We start from the raw sequence: 15669 nt of genomic DNA, 5'->3' as shown, positions 1-15669 counted from the left end.
CTCTGTCGGTGCACGTGCTCACCGTGTCCGTTGAGGTGTGAGTTCCGCGTCCTGACCGGTGGTCGCCAGCCCGACATTCCGCAGTACCTCGGTGTTCAAGTCGAGATAGCCCCGCCCGTCAGCGTTCAGCGGGTCGTGGTGCAGGACTGGGTTCAGCCTCTCACCACCCACAATCGTCGTGCCGTCGGCACCGAACACGGTCGCGCCGAAACTCCTTGCCGTGGGATCAACAGTGTGCGCAACACTGTGGTCGCGGCCGAAGGCAGCCCACTCGTCACCCTCACCCACGTGTCCCGTCGGGGCATCCTTCGCCTGTGCCGCGTACACGTGTCCAGCGTGGAGGTCGTCAACAGCATCGACATCGTCCGGCAATCCAGCTGAGGCGAGCGCAACGAACCGGTCGACGCTCACCCCCTGCTTCGAGAGCGCGACGGCACTCGTGGTCGTGCCGTAGGAGTGCGCGACGATGTTCGTCTCCGGCATCCGCCCGGCGCGCGCCGTGCGCAGACCGCGGATCGATGCAGCCAGTTGCTCCCCACCTTTCTTGGCTTTACCCATGAACAAAACCTCCGCCGGCGTCGGGGCGTCGTATCCGATCCAAGCGACAACGGCGCGGCTCGGAGCGGTGCGACGACGGGTCTGCTCGTCGTAGATGTTCTGCGCCGCCGTCGTCCACGAGCTCATGTCAGCGGTCGTCGTGTTCATCCCCGGCACCGCCCAGGTGACCGAGTCGGCGGTGTCCAGGTCACCGATCGACACGGCCGCCAGCGGAGGCTCGTCATCGGTGAGGGAGATGAGCGAGCGGGAACCCGGCGCGCCCTTCTTACCCAGGGTCGCGTTGATGTTCCGCAGCGACCGCAGGTCCGACCGGAGCGTCGTCAGCTGCTGAGCGAGCGCCCGGGAGCCGTCGCCCGCCGACGCCACCAGCGACTGCACCCGCTCGATCTCGAGCTCGACGTCGGCCATCCGCTGGTTCAGCACCACGACGTTGGCAGCGCTCCTGGCCCAGTACGGGATGCCTTCGAGGTTGCCGAGCTCGGAGAGCACCGACGTCGGGAGCGCGCGCAAGGCAGACACGTCGGCCTTGGTCAGGCCGAGCGCAGCCCACTTCGCTCGGACCTCTGCGGGTGTGAGTCCCGCAGCCAGCAGCCCCTGGACAGCCGGAGCAGCCCGCCCGACCGCGGCGATGTCGAGCACGGCGTCGGACAACGCACCGTTGCCGCCGGCGTCCTCGAACGCCTGGGCGACCTTCGTGATCCACGAGCGGTCCTCGTCGTTCTCGTGGACGTACCGTTCGAACCCGGCCGGCATGCTCCCCCGGTCGACCTGCACCCAGGCGCACGAGGACCGGAACCTCGACCAGGCCGCTCGGACCCGCGTGGCCTCGCCCGACGCTGCCGTGTCGAGCCCCGAGGTCGCGGACACGAAGCCGCGCAACGCCGCCGGTTCCGCCGAGCTCCTGCCACCGCGCGCCCCGGTGCCGTACCGGGACCGTTCGCGACCCCGGAACTCGGCATCGACGGCCGGGCGTGGCAGCGGTTCGCTGGAGGGCTCCGGGTCGGTCAGCGCGTCCCACACCGACACCGCTGCCCCGGAGAAGGGGCCGGCCAGCGCGTGGACGCCCGCCGCGCGGCGCGCGGATTCTCGGTCCTGCCACGCCGCGTGCGAACGTATCCGTGCACGCTCCTGTTCGGCGAGGACGATGGCGCGGTCGACCGCGGACGCCAGGTCGGTCAGCACGCCGACCAGCCGACCGCGGTCCTCGGCTTCGACGACCGCGGCGTCGCGGAAGCGGTCTGCGTACGAACCGTCGAAGTCCGTCAGCGCCGACGTGACGGCCGACGACCGGGCTCCGCCCTGCCCACGGAGCGTCCGGGCCGCCGCTCGCGCAGCCGTCGCCAGTGCCCTCGCGCTGTCAGCGTCGAACTCGATGTCCGCCATGGTGGTCCCCCCGCCTCGATCCCCCGATCGAACCTACATATGGTACTTCAGCGTTCGCAACCTCAGAGCACGTCGTCCCGGCCGCTGATCTTCAGGGCATCCACCACACCCTTGACCCGCTGCGCGTTCGCGCTGGTGGTCACGAGGAGTGCGTCCGGGGTGTCCACGACCACGATGTCGTCGACACCGATCAGCGAGATGAGCCGCTGGCTGTGCGACACCACGATGCCGCTGGACGAGTCCGCCAGGATCCGGGCCCCGTCGCCGAGCACGGCCAGGTGGTTCGCGAGCCCGCCGGACTGCAGCTTCGCCAGCGACGCGAAGTCGCCCACGTCGTCCCAGTCGAAGTCGCCCGGCACGACGGCCAGGCGTCCGGCGGCGGCTGCGGGCTCGGCGACCGAGTAGTCGATGGCGATCTTCTTGAGCTCGGGCCAGACGGCGTCGACGACCGCGCCCCGGGCCGAGGTGTCCCACGCGGCGGCCAGTTCCTCGATGCCGGCGAGCAGCTTCGGCTCGTTGCGGCCGATCTCGGCGAGCAGCACGTCGGCGCGCGAGATGAACATGCCCGCGTTCCACAGGTAGTTGCCGTCGTCCAGGTACCCGGTGGCGGTCTCGAGGTCGGGCTTCTCGACGAACGACCTGACCGTGTGGGCCTGCGGCGCGGACTCGATGCCCAGCGAGTCGCCGACGTGGATGTAGCCGAAGCCGATCGCCGGCTCGGACGGCGTGATGCCGATCGTGGTCACGTACCCGGCGCGGGCAGCCGCCACGGCTTCGGCGACCGACCGGCGGAACCCGCGTGCGTCCCCGATCACGTGGTCGGCGGCGAAGGACCCGATGACGACGTCCGGCTCGCGCCGGTGCAGGATGGCCGCGGCCAGGCCGATCGCCGCCGTGGAGTCCTTGGGCTCGCTCTCGAGCACGATGTTGTGGTCGGGCACGCCCGGCAGCTGCGACTCCACGGCCACCCGGTGCGCACGACCCGTGACGACCATGATGCGGTCGGCGCCGGCCAGCGGCTCGAGCCGGTCCCAGGTCTGGCGCAGCAGCGAGGTCCCCGACCCGGTCAGGTCGTGCAGGAACTTGGGGGCGTCGGCGCGCGACAGGGGCCAGAGGCGCGATCCGATGCCGCCGGCAGGGATGATCGCGTAGAAGTCGTCCAGGGGTGCAGCCACGCGCTCAACCTACCGTCGCGTCCGTCCGATCGCTGGGTGCTGCCCGGACGTTCGGCGGGAAACCGCACGACCTGTTCACCCCCTCCGTGCGTCCCGTTCACCGCGGCGACCCGCTGCGGGACACGTCCGGCGAACAGCATGGGCGTCGCCATGAACGCACGCAGCGTGGAGCGCGGCACGTCCTCACGGACCGTCGCCGTCGTGACCGAGAGCTTCCTGCCCACCCTCAACGGCGTGACCACGAGCGTCCTCGCGGTCCTGGACCACCTGGAACGCCGTGGCCACCGCGCGGTCGTGATCGCGCCGGACACCCCCGGTCTGGCCGGGCTGCGGTCGCGCACCCAGCTCGAGCGGTACCGCGGCTTCGACGTGCACCGCGTGCCCGCGGTGGCCTACCGGCAGTTCCCCGTCGCCCTGCCGCACCCCGTGCTCGACACGATCCTCGCCGCCTCCGGCGCCGACGTCCTGCACGCCGCCAGCCCGTTCCTGCTGGGTGGGCGCGCCATCACGGCAGCGGGGAGGCTCGGCATCCCGTCCGTCGCCGTGTTCCAGACCGACGTGGCCGGGTTCGCCCGCCGGAACGGCCTGGCGGCGACCGCTCCCCTGGTGCGCAAGGTGCTCGGTCGCATCCACGCCGGCGCGTCGCTGACGCTCGCGCCCTCGTCCGCCACTGCGGCGATGCTGCTGGAGGACGGGGTGCCACGGGTCGCACGCTGGGGCCGCGGGGTCGATACCGCGCTGTTCCACCCGTCGCGCCGCACCTCGTCGGCGGTGCGCGCCCTGCGACGGCGACTCGCCCCGTACGGCGAGACCATCGTGGGATACGTGGGCCGGCTGGCACCGGAGAAGGAGGTCGAACGGCTCGCCGAGCTCGGTGGCATCCCGGGCATCCGCGTCGTGGTCGCGGGAGGGGGACCCTCCCGTCCGGCCCTGGAGCGGCGACTCCGCCACCTGGACGCGACGTTCACCGGTCCGCTCCGCGGTGACGACCTGGCCGACACGTACGCGGCGCTCGACGTCTTCGTGCACACCGGACCCGCCGAGACCTTCGGGCAGACCCTGCAAGAGGCGCACGCCTCGGGGCTGCCGGTCGTCGCACCGGCGTCCGGCGGACCGCTCGACCTGGTGGCACCGGGGCTCGACGGCGAGCTGTACGACCCGGACCAGCCGCAGGCACTCCGGGCGGCCGTGCTCGGCCTGCACCTGGACCGCGCCCGGGCCGCACGCATGGGGTCGGCGGGACGGTTGCGGGTCGAGGGCACCACGTGGGAAGCCGTCGGCGACGAGCTGCTGGCGCACCACGACACCGCGCGGAACATCGGCGCCCCGCCCGCGGCGCGCGGCGTTCTCACGGGGTGGAACGAGAAGGTCAGCGGCCGGTCGTAGGATGGACGTGTTCCACCAGAACATGACGGCAACGGCTCGCCGATCGACGAGCCAGTCCTACGGAAGGGCGAGCTCATGGCCGAGCAGACCGCAGGCGGTGCGGCGACGACCGCAGCACCATCGGTGTCGATAGACGGACGGACCTCTCGCGGGTCCACGATCGAGGCGCCGCGCACACGCAGCCCGCAGGGCACGCTGTACCGCGGCAGCATCGGGATGTGGTCCTGGGTGCTCCACCGCATCACCGGCGTCGCGATCTACTTCTTCCTGCTGGTGCACATCCTCGACACGGCGCTCGTGCGGCTGTCACCCGAGGCCTACAACGCCGTCATCAGCACCTACAAGACCCCCATCATGAACCTCGGCGAGATCGCCCTGGTGATGGCGATCGTCTTCCACGCGTTCAACGGGCTGCGCATCATCCTGGTCGACTTCTGGTCCAAGGGGCCGAAGTACCAGCGCGCGATGTTCTGGATCGTCCTGGTGCTCTGGGCCGTGGCGATCGCGGGCTTCCTGCCGCGCCAGCTCATGAACCTCGTCGCCGACTTCCACTGAACCAGGGGCACTCCATGACCACGCAGACCATCGCGCCCCCTCGCAGTGCCGAGGCCGCTCGCCGCACCACCAACTGGGAGAAGTGGGGCTGGATCTACATGCGCGGCTCGGGCATCCTGCTCGTCGTGCTGATCTTCGGCCACCTCTTCGTCAACATGGTGGCCGGCCAGGGCGTCAAGCAGATCGACTTCGCCTTCGTCGCCGGCAAGTGGGCCAGCCCGTTCTGGCAGGTGTGGGACACCCTCATGCTCTGGCTCGCGCTGATCCACGGCTCGAACGGCATGCGCACCATCGTCAACGACTACGTCGCCAAGCCGGGCATCCGCAAGACCCTGCTCATCGCGATCCTGGTCGCGTGCGTGCTGCTCATCGTCCTCGGCACCCTGGTGTGCTGGACGTTCGACCCGTGCCCCGCCGGAGCAGCCGCGGCAGACCTGCCGTCGTTCTGCCCCGCGCAGTAGCAGCCCGGCACCAGCCGACCCCCGCGACCGTCACCCGACCGACCGAGAGACATCCTTGAGCGACATCACCGTCCACCACCACCAGTTCGACATCGTCATCATCGGCGCCGGAGGGGCCGGCATGCGTGCCGCCATCGAAGCCGGTCCGAAGGCGAACACCGCGGTCATCTCCAAGCTCTACCCGACGCGCTCGCACACCGGCGCGGCACAGGGTGGCATGGCCGCAGCGCTGGCGAACGTCGAAGAGGACTCGTGGGAGTGGCACACCTTCGACACGATCAAGGGCGGCGACTACCTGGTCGACCAGGACGCCGCCGAGATCCTGGCGAAAGAGGCGATCGACGCGGTCATCGACCTCGAGAACATGGGTCTGCCGTTCAACCGCACGCCCGAGGGCAAGATCGACCAGCGGCGGTTCGGTGGCCACACCCGCGACCACGGCAAGGCCCCGGTCCGCCGCGCCTGCTACGCCGCCGACCGCACCGGCCACATGATCCTGCAGACGCTGTTCCAGAACTGCGTCAAGCTCGGCGTGAACTTCTTCAACGAGTTCTACGCGCTCGACCTCATCATGGTCGACGTCGTCGGCGACGACGGCGTCACGCGCAAGCAGCCCGCCGGCGTGGTGGCCTTCGAGCTGTCGACCGGCGAACTGCACGTCTTCCACGCCAAGGCGATGATCTTCGCCACCGGCGGCTTCGGCAAGATGTTCAAGACGACCTCGAACGCGCACACCCTGACCGGCGACGGCGTCGGCATCGTCTGGCGCACGGGCCTGCCGCTCGAGGACATGGAGTTCTTCCAGTTCCACCCGACCGGGCTCGCGGGACTCGGCATCCTGCTGACCGAGGGGGCTCGCGGCGAGGGCGCGATCCTGCGCAACGCCTCGGGTGAGCGCTTCATGGAGCGCTACGCACCGACCATCAAGGACCTCGCCCCACGCGACATCGTCGCGCGCTGCATGGTGCAGGAGGTCGCCGAGGGACGCGGCGCCGGTCCGAACAAGGACTACGTGCTGCTCGACTGCACGCACCTGGGCGCCGAGGTCCTCGAGACCAAGCTCCCGGACATCACGGAGTTCGCGCGCACCTACCTCGGTGTCGACCCCGTGGTCGAACCCGTTCCCGTGATGCCGACCGCGCACTACGCCATGGGTGGCATCCCGACCAACGTCAAGGCCGAGGTCCTGTCGGACAACGACACCGTGGTCCCCGGCATGTACGCCGCCGGCGAGTGCGCCTGTGTCTCGGTGCACGGCTCGAACCGCCTGGGCACGAACTCGCTGCTCGACATCAACGTGTTCGGCAAGCGCTCGGGCAACAACGCCGCCGAGTGGGTGCAGACCGCCGAGTTCCTCCCCCTGCCCGAGGACCCCGCAGCCAACGTGCGCGGGATGCTCGAGCAGCTCCGTGCCGCCACCGGCACCGAGAAGGTCGCGCTGCTCCGCAAGGAACTGCAAGAGGAGATGGACAAGAACGCGCAGGTCTTCCGGACCGACGAGTCCCTGGCCCGCGTCACCGAGACGATCCACACCCTGCGCAACCGGTTCATGAACGTCTCGATCCAGGACAAGGGCAAGCGGTTCAACACCGACCTGCTCGAGGCCGTCGAGCTCGGGTTCCTGCTCGACCTGGCCGAGGTGGTCGTGTACTCCGCGCGCAACCGCAAGGAATCGCGCGGTGGTCACATGCGCGACGACTACCCCAAGCGCGACGACGAGAACTACATGCAGCACACCATGGCGTACCTGACGGGCGATCCGCACTCGTCACTCGCCGACGACCACATCACGCTCGGCTGGAAGCCCGTCGTCGTGACGCGGTACGAGCCGATGGAGAGGAAGTACTGATGACCGACACCCTGGTCTCCGACGCCCCCCGCACCGACACGGTGCAGGCGGCCCCTCCCGGATCGTTCCCGGTGACGATCATCGTCCGCCGGTTCGACCCGGACGTCGACGACGAGCCGCGCTGGCAGGACTTCGACGTCATGATGCTGCCGACCGACCGCATCCTCGACGCGCTGCACCAGATCAAGTGGGAGCAGGACGGCTCCCTGACATTCCGTCGCTCGTGCGCGCACGGCGTGTGCGGGTCGGACGCGATGCGGATCAACGGCCGCAACCGCCTGGCCTGCAAGACGCTGATCAAGGACCTCGACGTGTCGAAGCCGATCTACGTCGAGGCGATCAAGGGCCTGCCGCTCGAGAAGGACCTCATCGTCGACATGGAGCCCTTCTTCAAGTCGTTCCGCGAGGTCCAGCCGTTCCTGCAGGCCAAGTCGGTCCCCGAGAAGGGCAAGGAGCGCGTGCAGTCCGTCGCCGACCGCGCCCGTTTCGACGACACCACCAAGTGCATCCTCTGCGCCGCGTGCACGTCGTCCTGCCCGGTGTTCTGGACGGACGGGCAGTACTTCGGCCCCGCTGCGATCGTGAACGCCCACCGGTTCATCTTCGACTCGCGCGACGACGCCGCCGACGTGCGCCTCGACATCCTCAACGACAAGGAAGGCGTCTGGCGGTGCCGCACGACCTTCAACTGCACCGACGCGTGCCCGCGTGGGATCCAGGTGACGAAGGCGATCTCCGAGGTCAAGCAGGCCGTCATGCGAGGGCGCGCATAGGTCCGACCGATAGGCTCCCCGTCATGACGTTCGCGGACACGCGCCCCATCCTCGACCAGCTCGGATACACGATCCGGTACGTGCAGCTCCCCGGTGAGACCCTGCACGAACCGCCGGTCGAGGGGGCGTTGCGCATCGTCCCTGCCGACGGCACCGACACCTTCGCGCTCGAGGTCGTCGACTACGGCACCGCCCGTCGTCTGGCGAGCGCGCGGGGCGAGGACGACGCTGTCGAGATGCTCCGTCGGTTCCTGAACCGGCCGTTCCCCGCACCGCGCGACCTGCCGCGCCACGAACTCGACGGGCTGCGTGACCGTGCGGCCTCGACGTACCCGCAACTCGCGCAGCAGGTCTCGCAGGCCGGACCGGACGGTCTGACGATCCAGATCCCGGCGGGCGTGCCCGTCGACCGCATCGGCGGCCCGGACGGGTACCTGCTGCACCCGCTCGACACCCCGATGCCATCGCGTTCGCTGCCGCACCACGTGCTGGCCGCGCCCGAGGTGCACCGCTACGTGGTCGACCGTCCGTTCCTGGTGTCGGTCCGCTTCGTGCAGCCGTGGTTCGAGCAGCCGGGTGGCGCGCTGCGCTTCGTGGTCGCGAACCCGACCACGACCATCCGCGACCTGGTCGTCGACGGCTCACTCGTGCGGGTCCGCGCCGTCTGATCCGCACCGTCACGAACGACGAAGCCGCCGTCCCCTGTCCAGGGAATGGCGGCTTCGTCGTTGCGGGTGCGGTCAGCCGCGGTCGGGCTGGTCGAATCGCTGGCCCTCGGGGTTGGACGGCAGGAGGGCGAAGACGATGCCCACGATGCCGACGACGAGCGCGATGAGCCAGAGGGCACCGGGCAGGTTCGCGTCGTGCAGGCGTCGCCAGCCGAGCGCCAGGCTCGGCACCAGCGTCCCGAGCCACCACAGCCCGAACAGGATGATCGGGATCGCGATGAGCGGCGAGGTCGAGCCCGCCGAGGCCTGCACGCCGGTTGCGGTGGTCGTCGTCGAGGTCGAGCCCGTGCTGAAGATGACAGCCAGCAGGATGACGTAGAGCACGATCAGGACGATCGCGTTGGCCAAGACCCACCACCAGTACTCGCTGCGGCTGGCGCGTCCGTCGAACCGGGCGTACTTCGTGAAGAAGCGCTTGACGGCTTTCGGCAGCGAGATGCCGTACCAGGGTGCCCACAGCGGCGGCTCGCCACCGGGCCCAGCCGGCACCGGAGCACCGTACTGCGGCTGACCCGACCCGGGCTGGCCGTACGGGTTCGGCTGCGCGTACTGGTTCGGCTGGTCGTACTGCCCGGGTTGGCCGTACGGGTTCGGCTGCCCGCCGGGCTGCTGCCCGTTCGGGTCCTGCGGCGGGTACTGGTCGGACACGGGTTCCCCCTGGGAGTCGAGTGGTCGTCGCCCTGAGTCAACCAGAACGCGGGCACGACCGCCCTCGCGGCCGACCACCCCGTTCAGGGGCCGGGAACGCGATCGAACCGCTGCCCGGTGGGGTTCGACGACAGCATCGCCATGATCCACAGCACGATCCACCCCAGGGTGTTCACGAAGAAGAACGCGAAGTAGCCGCTGAGGTTCACGTCGTGCAGTCGCCGGACCATCAGCGCGATGTTGCCGACGGCCGTCCCCAGGAACCAGAGCGCCCAGATCCAGATCGGGATCACCCACCAGATCGAGTCGGTGTGCAACTGGCTGGTCGTCTGCCCGTACACGTCGGTGGTCCACTCGCGGGTGCCCGTCAGCGTGACGATGAGCGCGGCGACGGCGCCGAGGACCGCCGCGATGATCGCGTTCACCATGAACCACCACCAGAACTCGCTCCGGCTGGCGCGGCCGTCGAAGCGCGCGTACTTGCGGAAGAACCGCCCGATCGCGTCACCGATGCCGGCGCCGTACCACGGAGCCCAGAGCGGCGGGACACCGTCGGCGTCGAGCGGGATCGGCCGCGGCGGCTGCCACCCCGGTTGCTGCTGCCAGACCTGCTGTGGCGGCGGCCAAGCCTGCTGGCCGGCCGCTGCCGGTGGTTGCGGCCCCGTCGGTGCCTGCTGCTGCCAGGCCGGTGGCTGCGACCAGTCCCCCTGCTGCCGCTCCTGGTCGATCCCGTCGTTGCTCATCGGCGTCTCCCCCGCTCGTCGCGCTCCAGTCTGGCAGGAAGGGCGTCAGGGGACGAGCGCGAGCTTGCCGCCCGGGTGACCGGACTCCAGCAGCTCGGCGGCCTGTCGGGCATCCGCCAGCGGGAAGGTCCGCGCCACCGGGACCTCGAGCTGGCCCGCCGCCGCCAGGTCGATGAGCCGCTGCCGAACGGAGTCGCGGAACGCCTTGCTCTCCGGCTGCGCTCCCCCGACCATCGGGATGCCCTCGGCAGACGCGCGCTGCTGCGCCGCGATCGTGACGATCCGACTGCGGTCGGCCACGAGCGCCAGCGAGACGTCGATCGCCTCGTCCGTGCCGACGCAGTCGATGGCCACGTCGATCCCGTCCGGTGCGAGATCACGCAGACGAGCCTCCAGTCCGTTGCCGTAGGCGACCCACTCGCCGCCGTACCCCCGGACGGTGTCCGCACCACGCTCCGACGCCGTGCCGATCACGCGCGCGCCCAGCGGGCGGAGCTGCTGCAGGACGCTCACGCCGACCGCGCCGGACGCCCCGTGCAGCAGGACCGTGTCCCGCCCGGAGGCCCGGGTCACCCGGATCACGTCGGCTGCGGTCGTGCCCGCCAGCAGCAGGTTCGCGGCCTGCGGGAAGTCCAGGGACGCCGGCTTGGCGAACACGTCGGCGGCCGGCACGGTGAGCGCCTCGGTCCAGCCGCCCGCGACGCGGAAGGCCAGGACCTCGTCGCCGACGGCTCCGCCGCCGGAGGCGATCTGCGTGTCCGGACCGATCGCGCTGATGACGCCCGCCACCTCGTACCCGATCGGCATCGGGTAGGCGTCGGCGCTCCCACCGCGGGTGTGCTTCGTGTCGGCTGGGTTCATGCCCGCCGCACGGACCGCGATCGTGACCTCCCCCGGCCCCGGCGGGCGCACGTCGGTGTCGATGGACTCCAGGACCTCGCTCGCGCCGGGGCGCGATGCCACCCACTGTCTCGTCATGCACCAGACGCTACGCCGCGCCACGGTACCCTCGGCTGCGTGTCGTCGTCCCCCGCTGCCGCGCCGTTCGCCGCCGTCGTCGTCAACCCGTCCGGCATCGACGTCCGCGTGCTCCGTGCCGCCGTGACGACCGAGCAGGAGGCGCTCGGCTGGGCCGACACCCGCTGGTTCGAGACCGACCGGCAGGACGACGGTCGCGCCGCCGCCCGCGCCGCCCGCGACAGCGGTGCCGCCGTGGTGCTGGTGGCGGGTGGGGACGGCACGCTCCGGGTCGCCGCCGAGGAACTGCACACCTCGGGCATCCCCCTGGCGCTCGTGCCGACCGGAACCGGCAACCTGTACGCCCGGAACCTCGGCCTGCGCCTCAACGACGTGGTGGGCTCGGTCCGTCGCGCCTTCCACGGCACGGACCGGCAGGTCGACATCGCCTTCGCCGAGCTGACGACCCAGGCCGGCGTGACCACCCGGCACGCGTTCCTGGTGATGGCGGGCATCGGCCTCGATGCGAGCATGGCCGCCAACACGAACGCCCGACTCAAGAAGCGGTTCGGCTGGGTGGCGTACTCCGACCCGATCGCCCGGTCGGTGATCGGCAACCGCCGGATCGACCTGCGCTACCGCCTCGACGACCAGGCCGAACGGCACATGCGCGCCCACACCGTCATCGTCGGGAACTGCGGCACGCTGACGGCCGGCATGCTCCTGCTGCCCGCGGCGCAGCCGGACGACGGGGTGCTCGACGCGGTCGCGTTCCGGCCCGACGGCGCGTTCGGGTGGACGAAGGTCGGCTACGGCCTGTCGATGAACCGGTTCCACCACCGCACGCGCTTCGGACGCCTGTTCGCCTGGCTGCTGCCGCGGTCCCGCACGATGGGCTACACGCGAGCACGACGCTTGGCGATGACGCTCGACGAGCCGCAGCAGATCCAGCTGGACGGGGACCCGTTCGGCACCGTGGTGCAGGCGGTCCTGACGGTCCGCCACGGCGGGCTGACGCTCCGCGGCGCCTGAGCGGCGTCCCGTCGGTCCGCGAACCGCGAACCGCGAACCGCTGAGGCGACCCCCTGACGGACGGGAGGCCCGGTGCCAGCTGGCACCGGGCCTCCCGTCCGTCAGGGGTGACGCTACGAGCGCGCCGACCGGACCCGGTCTGCGAACGCCGCGTGCAGCGGGTGCGCCGCGTCGAGCCCGGTGATCTCGGTCGCGACGTCGGCGTCCGACTTGTCGGACGCCAGCAGGGCCTGCAGCTCGACGCTCTGCTCGTCGTCGGGCACGTCGAACCGCAGCGCCGCACCCATCGCGTCGAGCAGCGCGGTCGGCTCGGTGCCGTCCTCGGCCAGCGCCGCGGCGGGCGACACGAAGCGCTCGTCGCGGGACAGCTTGCGGAGCGGCTGACGCCCCACACGGGTGACCGTGTCGGGCAGGTGCACGTTCTCGAACCGCGCGATGATCGCCTGCACGTACGCGCGGTGCACCTCGGGGTCGAGTTCGTGCCGGCGGACCAGCAGGTCGCTCGTCTCGGCGAGCACGGCTTCGAGCTCGGAGCGGACCGCGGGGATCGCGATCGCGTCGGAGATCTTGTCCGCGCCGGCCAGGAAGCCGTGGTACGCGACCGTGGCGTGCCCGGTGTTCACCGTGAAGAGCTTGCGCTCGATCGACGCGGCCAGGCCGTCGACGTAGTGCGCGCCGGGGATCTCCGGCTCGTTCCCACCGAACGGTGTGCGGTCGATGGCCCACTCGTAGTACGTCTCGACGGTCACGTCGAGACCACCGTCGGCGGCCTGGGCCGGGACGATGCGGTCGACGGCGGTGTTCGCGAAGACGGCCTTGGCGAGCGTCTGGTCGCGGGTGTCCGACGGCAGGTCGTCGACGATGAACCCACGCAGCCGGTCGGTGGCGTTCAGGGCGTTCTCGCACGCCATCACCGCGACCGGTGCCGCACCGGCGTCGCGCGCGGCGAGGCCCTTCGCGATGACCGGGGCGATGAACTTCAGGACGTTCGGCCCGACGGCGCACGTGACGATCTCGGCAGTCGCGATCGCGTCGATGACGGCCTGCTCGTCCTGGGCACTGTTGAGGGCCCGGAAGCCGGTGACCCGGTGGTCCTGGGCGTCGGCGCCGACCTCGTGCACGGTGTACGCGTCGGCCGCGGCCAGGGCGTCGATGAGCGGTGCAGCGACGTCCGCGAAGACGACCTCGTAGCCCGCCTGGTGCAGCAGCAGCCCGACGAACCCGCGGCCGATGTTGCCGGCGCCGAAGTGGACCGCGGTGCGGTGGCCGTTGCTCACTCGTTGACCTCGCCGAGGATCGACAGGATCGCGGCGGTGTCGGGAGCGTCGGTCAGCTTGGCGACCTCGTCCTCGTCGGAGAACACGATCGCGATCTTGGACAGGATGTCGAGGTGCTCGTTGTTGACGCCGGCGATGCCGACCACGAAGCGGACCTCGTTGCCGTCCCAGTCGATCGGCGCTGCGTAGCGGATGAACGACAGGGCCGAGGACTTGATCGCGTCCTTGGCGTCGTTCGTGCCGTGCGGGATGGCGAGGAAGTTGCCCATGTACGTCGAGACGCTCTTCTCACGCTCGAGCATCGCCGGGTAGTACTCCGCCGTGACCGCGCCTGCAGCCTCGAGGATCTCGGCCGCCTCCTTCATCGCCTCCGACTTGGTCGGGGCGGTGTCCTCGGTGTGGATCCGGATCTGGCTCTCCTGCAGGACGGGCATCGGGGGTTCTCCTTCGTTGGTGGACGTGGTGGAGGGGACGAGCCGTGGCCCGTCCCCTCCGATACTGCACTGTCTGACTGGACCGTGCTGTGTTACTGGTTCTTGAGCTGCTCGACGACCTGGTCGTACTGCGGCGCGTTCATGAAGTTGCCGACCGACACGTGCTGCGCGTTCGGGTTCTTCTGCTTGGCGCGGTCGGTCAGCTCTTCCTGCGTGATGATCAGGTCCTCGTCACCGGACAGGTTCGCGATCGCCTTGTTGACGACGGTCACGCCCTCGATGCCGGCCTTCTTGACCTTGTTGCGCAGGACGCTGGCGCCCATCGCGCTGGACCCCATGCCGGCGTCACAGGCGAACACGACGTTGTGGATCTTCGTCGCGGTCGTGGTGGCAGCCGAGCCGGCACCGCCGAGCACCGCCTCGGACTCCTGCTCGTTGGCGGGGCTGGTGTTGCCGAGCAGCCCGGCCGTCGCGGCGTTGACGTCGCGGCCCTTGTTCGCCTGCAGCTTGGCCATCGCGGCGCTCATGTCGCCACCGCCGTTTGCCAGGTCGCGCTTGCGGGTCGTGATGAGGAAGAACGAGGCGACCGCGAACGTGACCGCTGCCGACAGGATGACCGACAGGATGACGCCGACGAAGCTGTCCTTGGCCGTCGCACCGAGCACCGCGAAGATCGACCCGGGCGACGCCGGAGCAACGAGGCCGGAGTGGAACGCGACGTTCGTCGCGACACCGGTCGCACCACCCAGGATGACGGCGATGAACAGGACCGGCTTCTGCAGCACGTACGGGAAGTAGATCTCGTGGATGCCGCCGAGGAACTGGATGATGATCGCGCCGGGAGCGGTCGAGCGGGCGATGCCGACACCGAAGAAGGTGAAGGCGAGCAGGATGCCGAGGCCGGGGCCGGGGTTCGCCTCGAGCAGGAACAGGATGCTCTTGCCGGACGACTGCACCTGCTGCGCGCCGAGCTGGTCGAGCACGCCGTGGTTGATCGCGTTGTTGAGGAAGAAGACCTTCGCCGGCTCGATGATGACGCTGGCGAGGGGCAGCAGCGAGTGCTGCACCAGGAAGTTCACCGCGGACCCCAGGCCCTCGGCGATGAGCTTGAACAGCGGCGCGAGCCAGAAGAAGCCGATCATCGCGAGCACGAAGCCGAGGATGCCGGCCGCGTAGTTGTTGACGAGCATCTCGAAGCCGGGCTTGATCTTGCCGTCCCAGATCTTGTCGATCTGCTTGATGAGGTACGCGCCGAGCGGCCCGCAGATCATCGCGCCGAGGATCATCGTGGTGCCCGAGGCCCCGACGATGACACCCATGGTCATGATCGAGCCGACGACCGCACCGCGGGTGTCGTAGACCATCCGGCCACCCTGGATCGCGATCGCGAGCGGGATCAGGTAGGTCAGGATCGGACCGACCAGGCCCGGGTTCGCGACACCACCGGTCTCGCCGAAGCCGCCGAGCACGCCGACGGGCGTCCACCCGGTCTGGATGAAGAAGGCGGTGATGATGCCCCACGCGATGAAGATCGCGATGTTGGGCATCACCATGCCGGACAGGAACGTGCCGAACTTCTGGACGGCGACGCGGGCGCCTCCTCGCGAGTTCGCGGGAGCGTCAGGCGCTGCAACGGACGACGTTGTCATGTGCGGTGACTTTCTGTGTGGTGGTGCTGCTGCTGTGTGGAGGGTGACGGGTTGTGGTGCA

Annotated in this window: 15 protein-coding genes; 7 read left to right on the top strand and 8 right to left on the bottom strand. The window is 70.1% G+C overall.

The genetic code is table 11. The features are described 5' to 3' along the window. Positions 1–18: 18 nt before the first annotated feature. The gene (locus ACLBWP_RS07985) at positions 19–1941 is read right to left on the bottom strand and encodes an alpha/beta hydrolase (RefSeq protein WP_447654753.1); all 1923 of its coding nucleotides are present in this window, start codon (positions 1939–1941) and stop codon (positions 19–21) included. Between the two features lie 62 nt (positions 1942–2003). Then, the gene (locus tag ACLBWP_RS07980; protein ID WP_447654752.1) at positions 2004–3116 is read right to left on the bottom strand and encodes a mannose-1-phosphate guanylyltransferase; all 1113 of its coding nucleotides are present in this window, start codon (positions 3114–3116) and stop codon (positions 2004–2006) included. Positions 3117–3266: 150 nt separating this feature from the next. On the opposite strand from ACLBWP_RS07980, the gene ACLBWP_RS07975 reads away from it, so the two are divergent. From ACLBWP_RS07975 to ACLBWP_RS07950, 6 genes are all read left to right on the top strand, one after another. Next, on the top strand, positions 3267–4502 hold the full coding sequence (locus tag ACLBWP_RS07975) for a glycosyltransferase family 4 protein (RefSeq protein ID WP_447654751.1): 1236 nt from the start codon (positions 3267–3269) through the stop codon (positions 4500–4502). A gap of 75 nt (positions 4503–4577) precedes the next feature. Continuing rightward, entirely contained in the window at positions 4578–5057 is a 480-nt protein-coding gene (gene sdhC / locus ACLBWP_RS07970; RefSeq protein ID WP_279396684.1) for a succinate dehydrogenase, cytochrome b556 subunit, read from the top strand. Positions 5058–5071: 14 nt separating this feature from the next. Further along, on the top strand, positions 5072–5518 hold the full coding sequence (gene sdhD, locus ACLBWP_RS07965) for a succinate dehydrogenase, hydrophobic membrane anchor protein (RefSeq protein WP_243561616.1): 447 nt from the start codon (positions 5072–5074) through the stop codon (positions 5516–5518). A gap of 55 nt (positions 5519–5573) precedes the next feature. Beyond that, positions 5574–7367: a succinate dehydrogenase flavoprotein subunit gene (sdhA, locus tag ACLBWP_RS07960; RefSeq protein ID WP_243561617.1), complete on the top strand. Its 1794-nt coding sequence runs from the start codon at positions 5574–5576 to the stop codon at positions 7365–7367. Beyond that, positions 7367–8140 carry a succinate dehydrogenase iron-sulfur subunit gene (locus ACLBWP_RS07955; RefSeq protein WP_243561618.1) on the top strand — a complete coding sequence of 258 codons (774 nt, stop codon included), beginning with the start codon at positions 7367–7369 and terminating at the stop codon, positions 8138–8140. The genes sdhA and ACLBWP_RS07955 overlap by 1 nt, the downstream gene beginning before the upstream one ends. Before the next feature lie 23 nt (positions 8141–8163). Beyond that, positions 8164–8808 (top strand): TNT domain-containing protein, encoded by a 645-nt coding sequence (locus ACLBWP_RS07950; protein WP_447654750.1) that lies wholly within the window; start codon positions 8164–8166, stop codon positions 8806–8808. Positions 8809–8880: 72 nt separating this feature from the next. On the opposite strand, the gene ACLBWP_RS07945 is transcribed toward ACLBWP_RS07950, so the two are convergent. The 3 genes from ACLBWP_RS07945 to ACLBWP_RS07935 form a co-directional block, all read right to left on the bottom strand. Further along, entirely contained in the window at positions 8881–9516 is a 636-nt protein-coding gene (locus ACLBWP_RS07945) for a DUF805 domain-containing protein (protein ID WP_447654749.1), read from the bottom strand. A gap of 83 nt (positions 9517–9599) precedes the next feature. Then, complete coding sequence (locus ACLBWP_RS07940; RefSeq protein WP_447654748.1) at positions 9600–10259, bottom strand: DUF805 domain-containing protein; 660 nt, start codon at positions 10257–10259, stop codon at positions 9600–9602. 45 nt (positions 10260–10304) lie between these two features. Next, entirely contained in the window at positions 10305–11237 is a 933-nt protein-coding gene (locus tag ACLBWP_RS07935) for an NADP-dependent oxidoreductase (RefSeq protein ID WP_447654747.1), read from the bottom strand. Positions 11238–11276: 39 nt separating this feature from the next. Between ACLBWP_RS07935 and ACLBWP_RS07930 the strand changes: the two genes are divergently transcribed. Then, positions 11277–12248, top strand: a complete 972-nt coding sequence (locus ACLBWP_RS07930) for a diacylglycerol/lipid kinase family protein (protein ID WP_447654746.1) — start codon at positions 11277–11279, stop codon at positions 12246–12248. Between the two features lie 113 nt (positions 12249–12361). Here the strand turns inward: ACLBWP_RS07930 and ACLBWP_RS07925 are convergent, their stop codons facing one another. From ACLBWP_RS07925 to ACLBWP_RS07915, 3 genes are all read right to left on the bottom strand, one after another. Beyond that, positions 12362–13525 carry a mannitol-1-phosphate 5-dehydrogenase gene (locus tag ACLBWP_RS07925; protein ID WP_447654745.1) on the bottom strand — a complete coding sequence of 388 codons (1164 nt, stop codon included), beginning with the start codon at positions 13523–13525 and terminating at the stop codon, positions 12362–12364. Beyond that, positions 13522–13959, bottom strand: coding sequence for a PTS sugar transporter subunit IIA (locus tag ACLBWP_RS07920; protein WP_243561624.1), 438 nt, complete (start codon positions 13957–13959; stop codon positions 13522–13524). The genes ACLBWP_RS07925 and ACLBWP_RS07920 overlap by 4 nt, the downstream gene beginning before the upstream one ends. A gap of 92 nt (positions 13960–14051) precedes the next feature. Then, positions 14052–15608, bottom strand: a complete 1557-nt coding sequence (locus ACLBWP_RS07915) for a PTS mannitol transporter subunit IICB (protein WP_243561625.1) — start codon at positions 15606–15608, stop codon at positions 14052–14054. Between the last annotated feature and the right edge of the window lie 61 nt (positions 15609–15669).

The organism is Microbacterium sp. M1A1_1b (assembly GCF_053345565.1).
The sequence above is the reverse complement of the archived record's forward strand: the minus strand, read 5'-3'. Positions and strand labels throughout refer to the sequence as shown.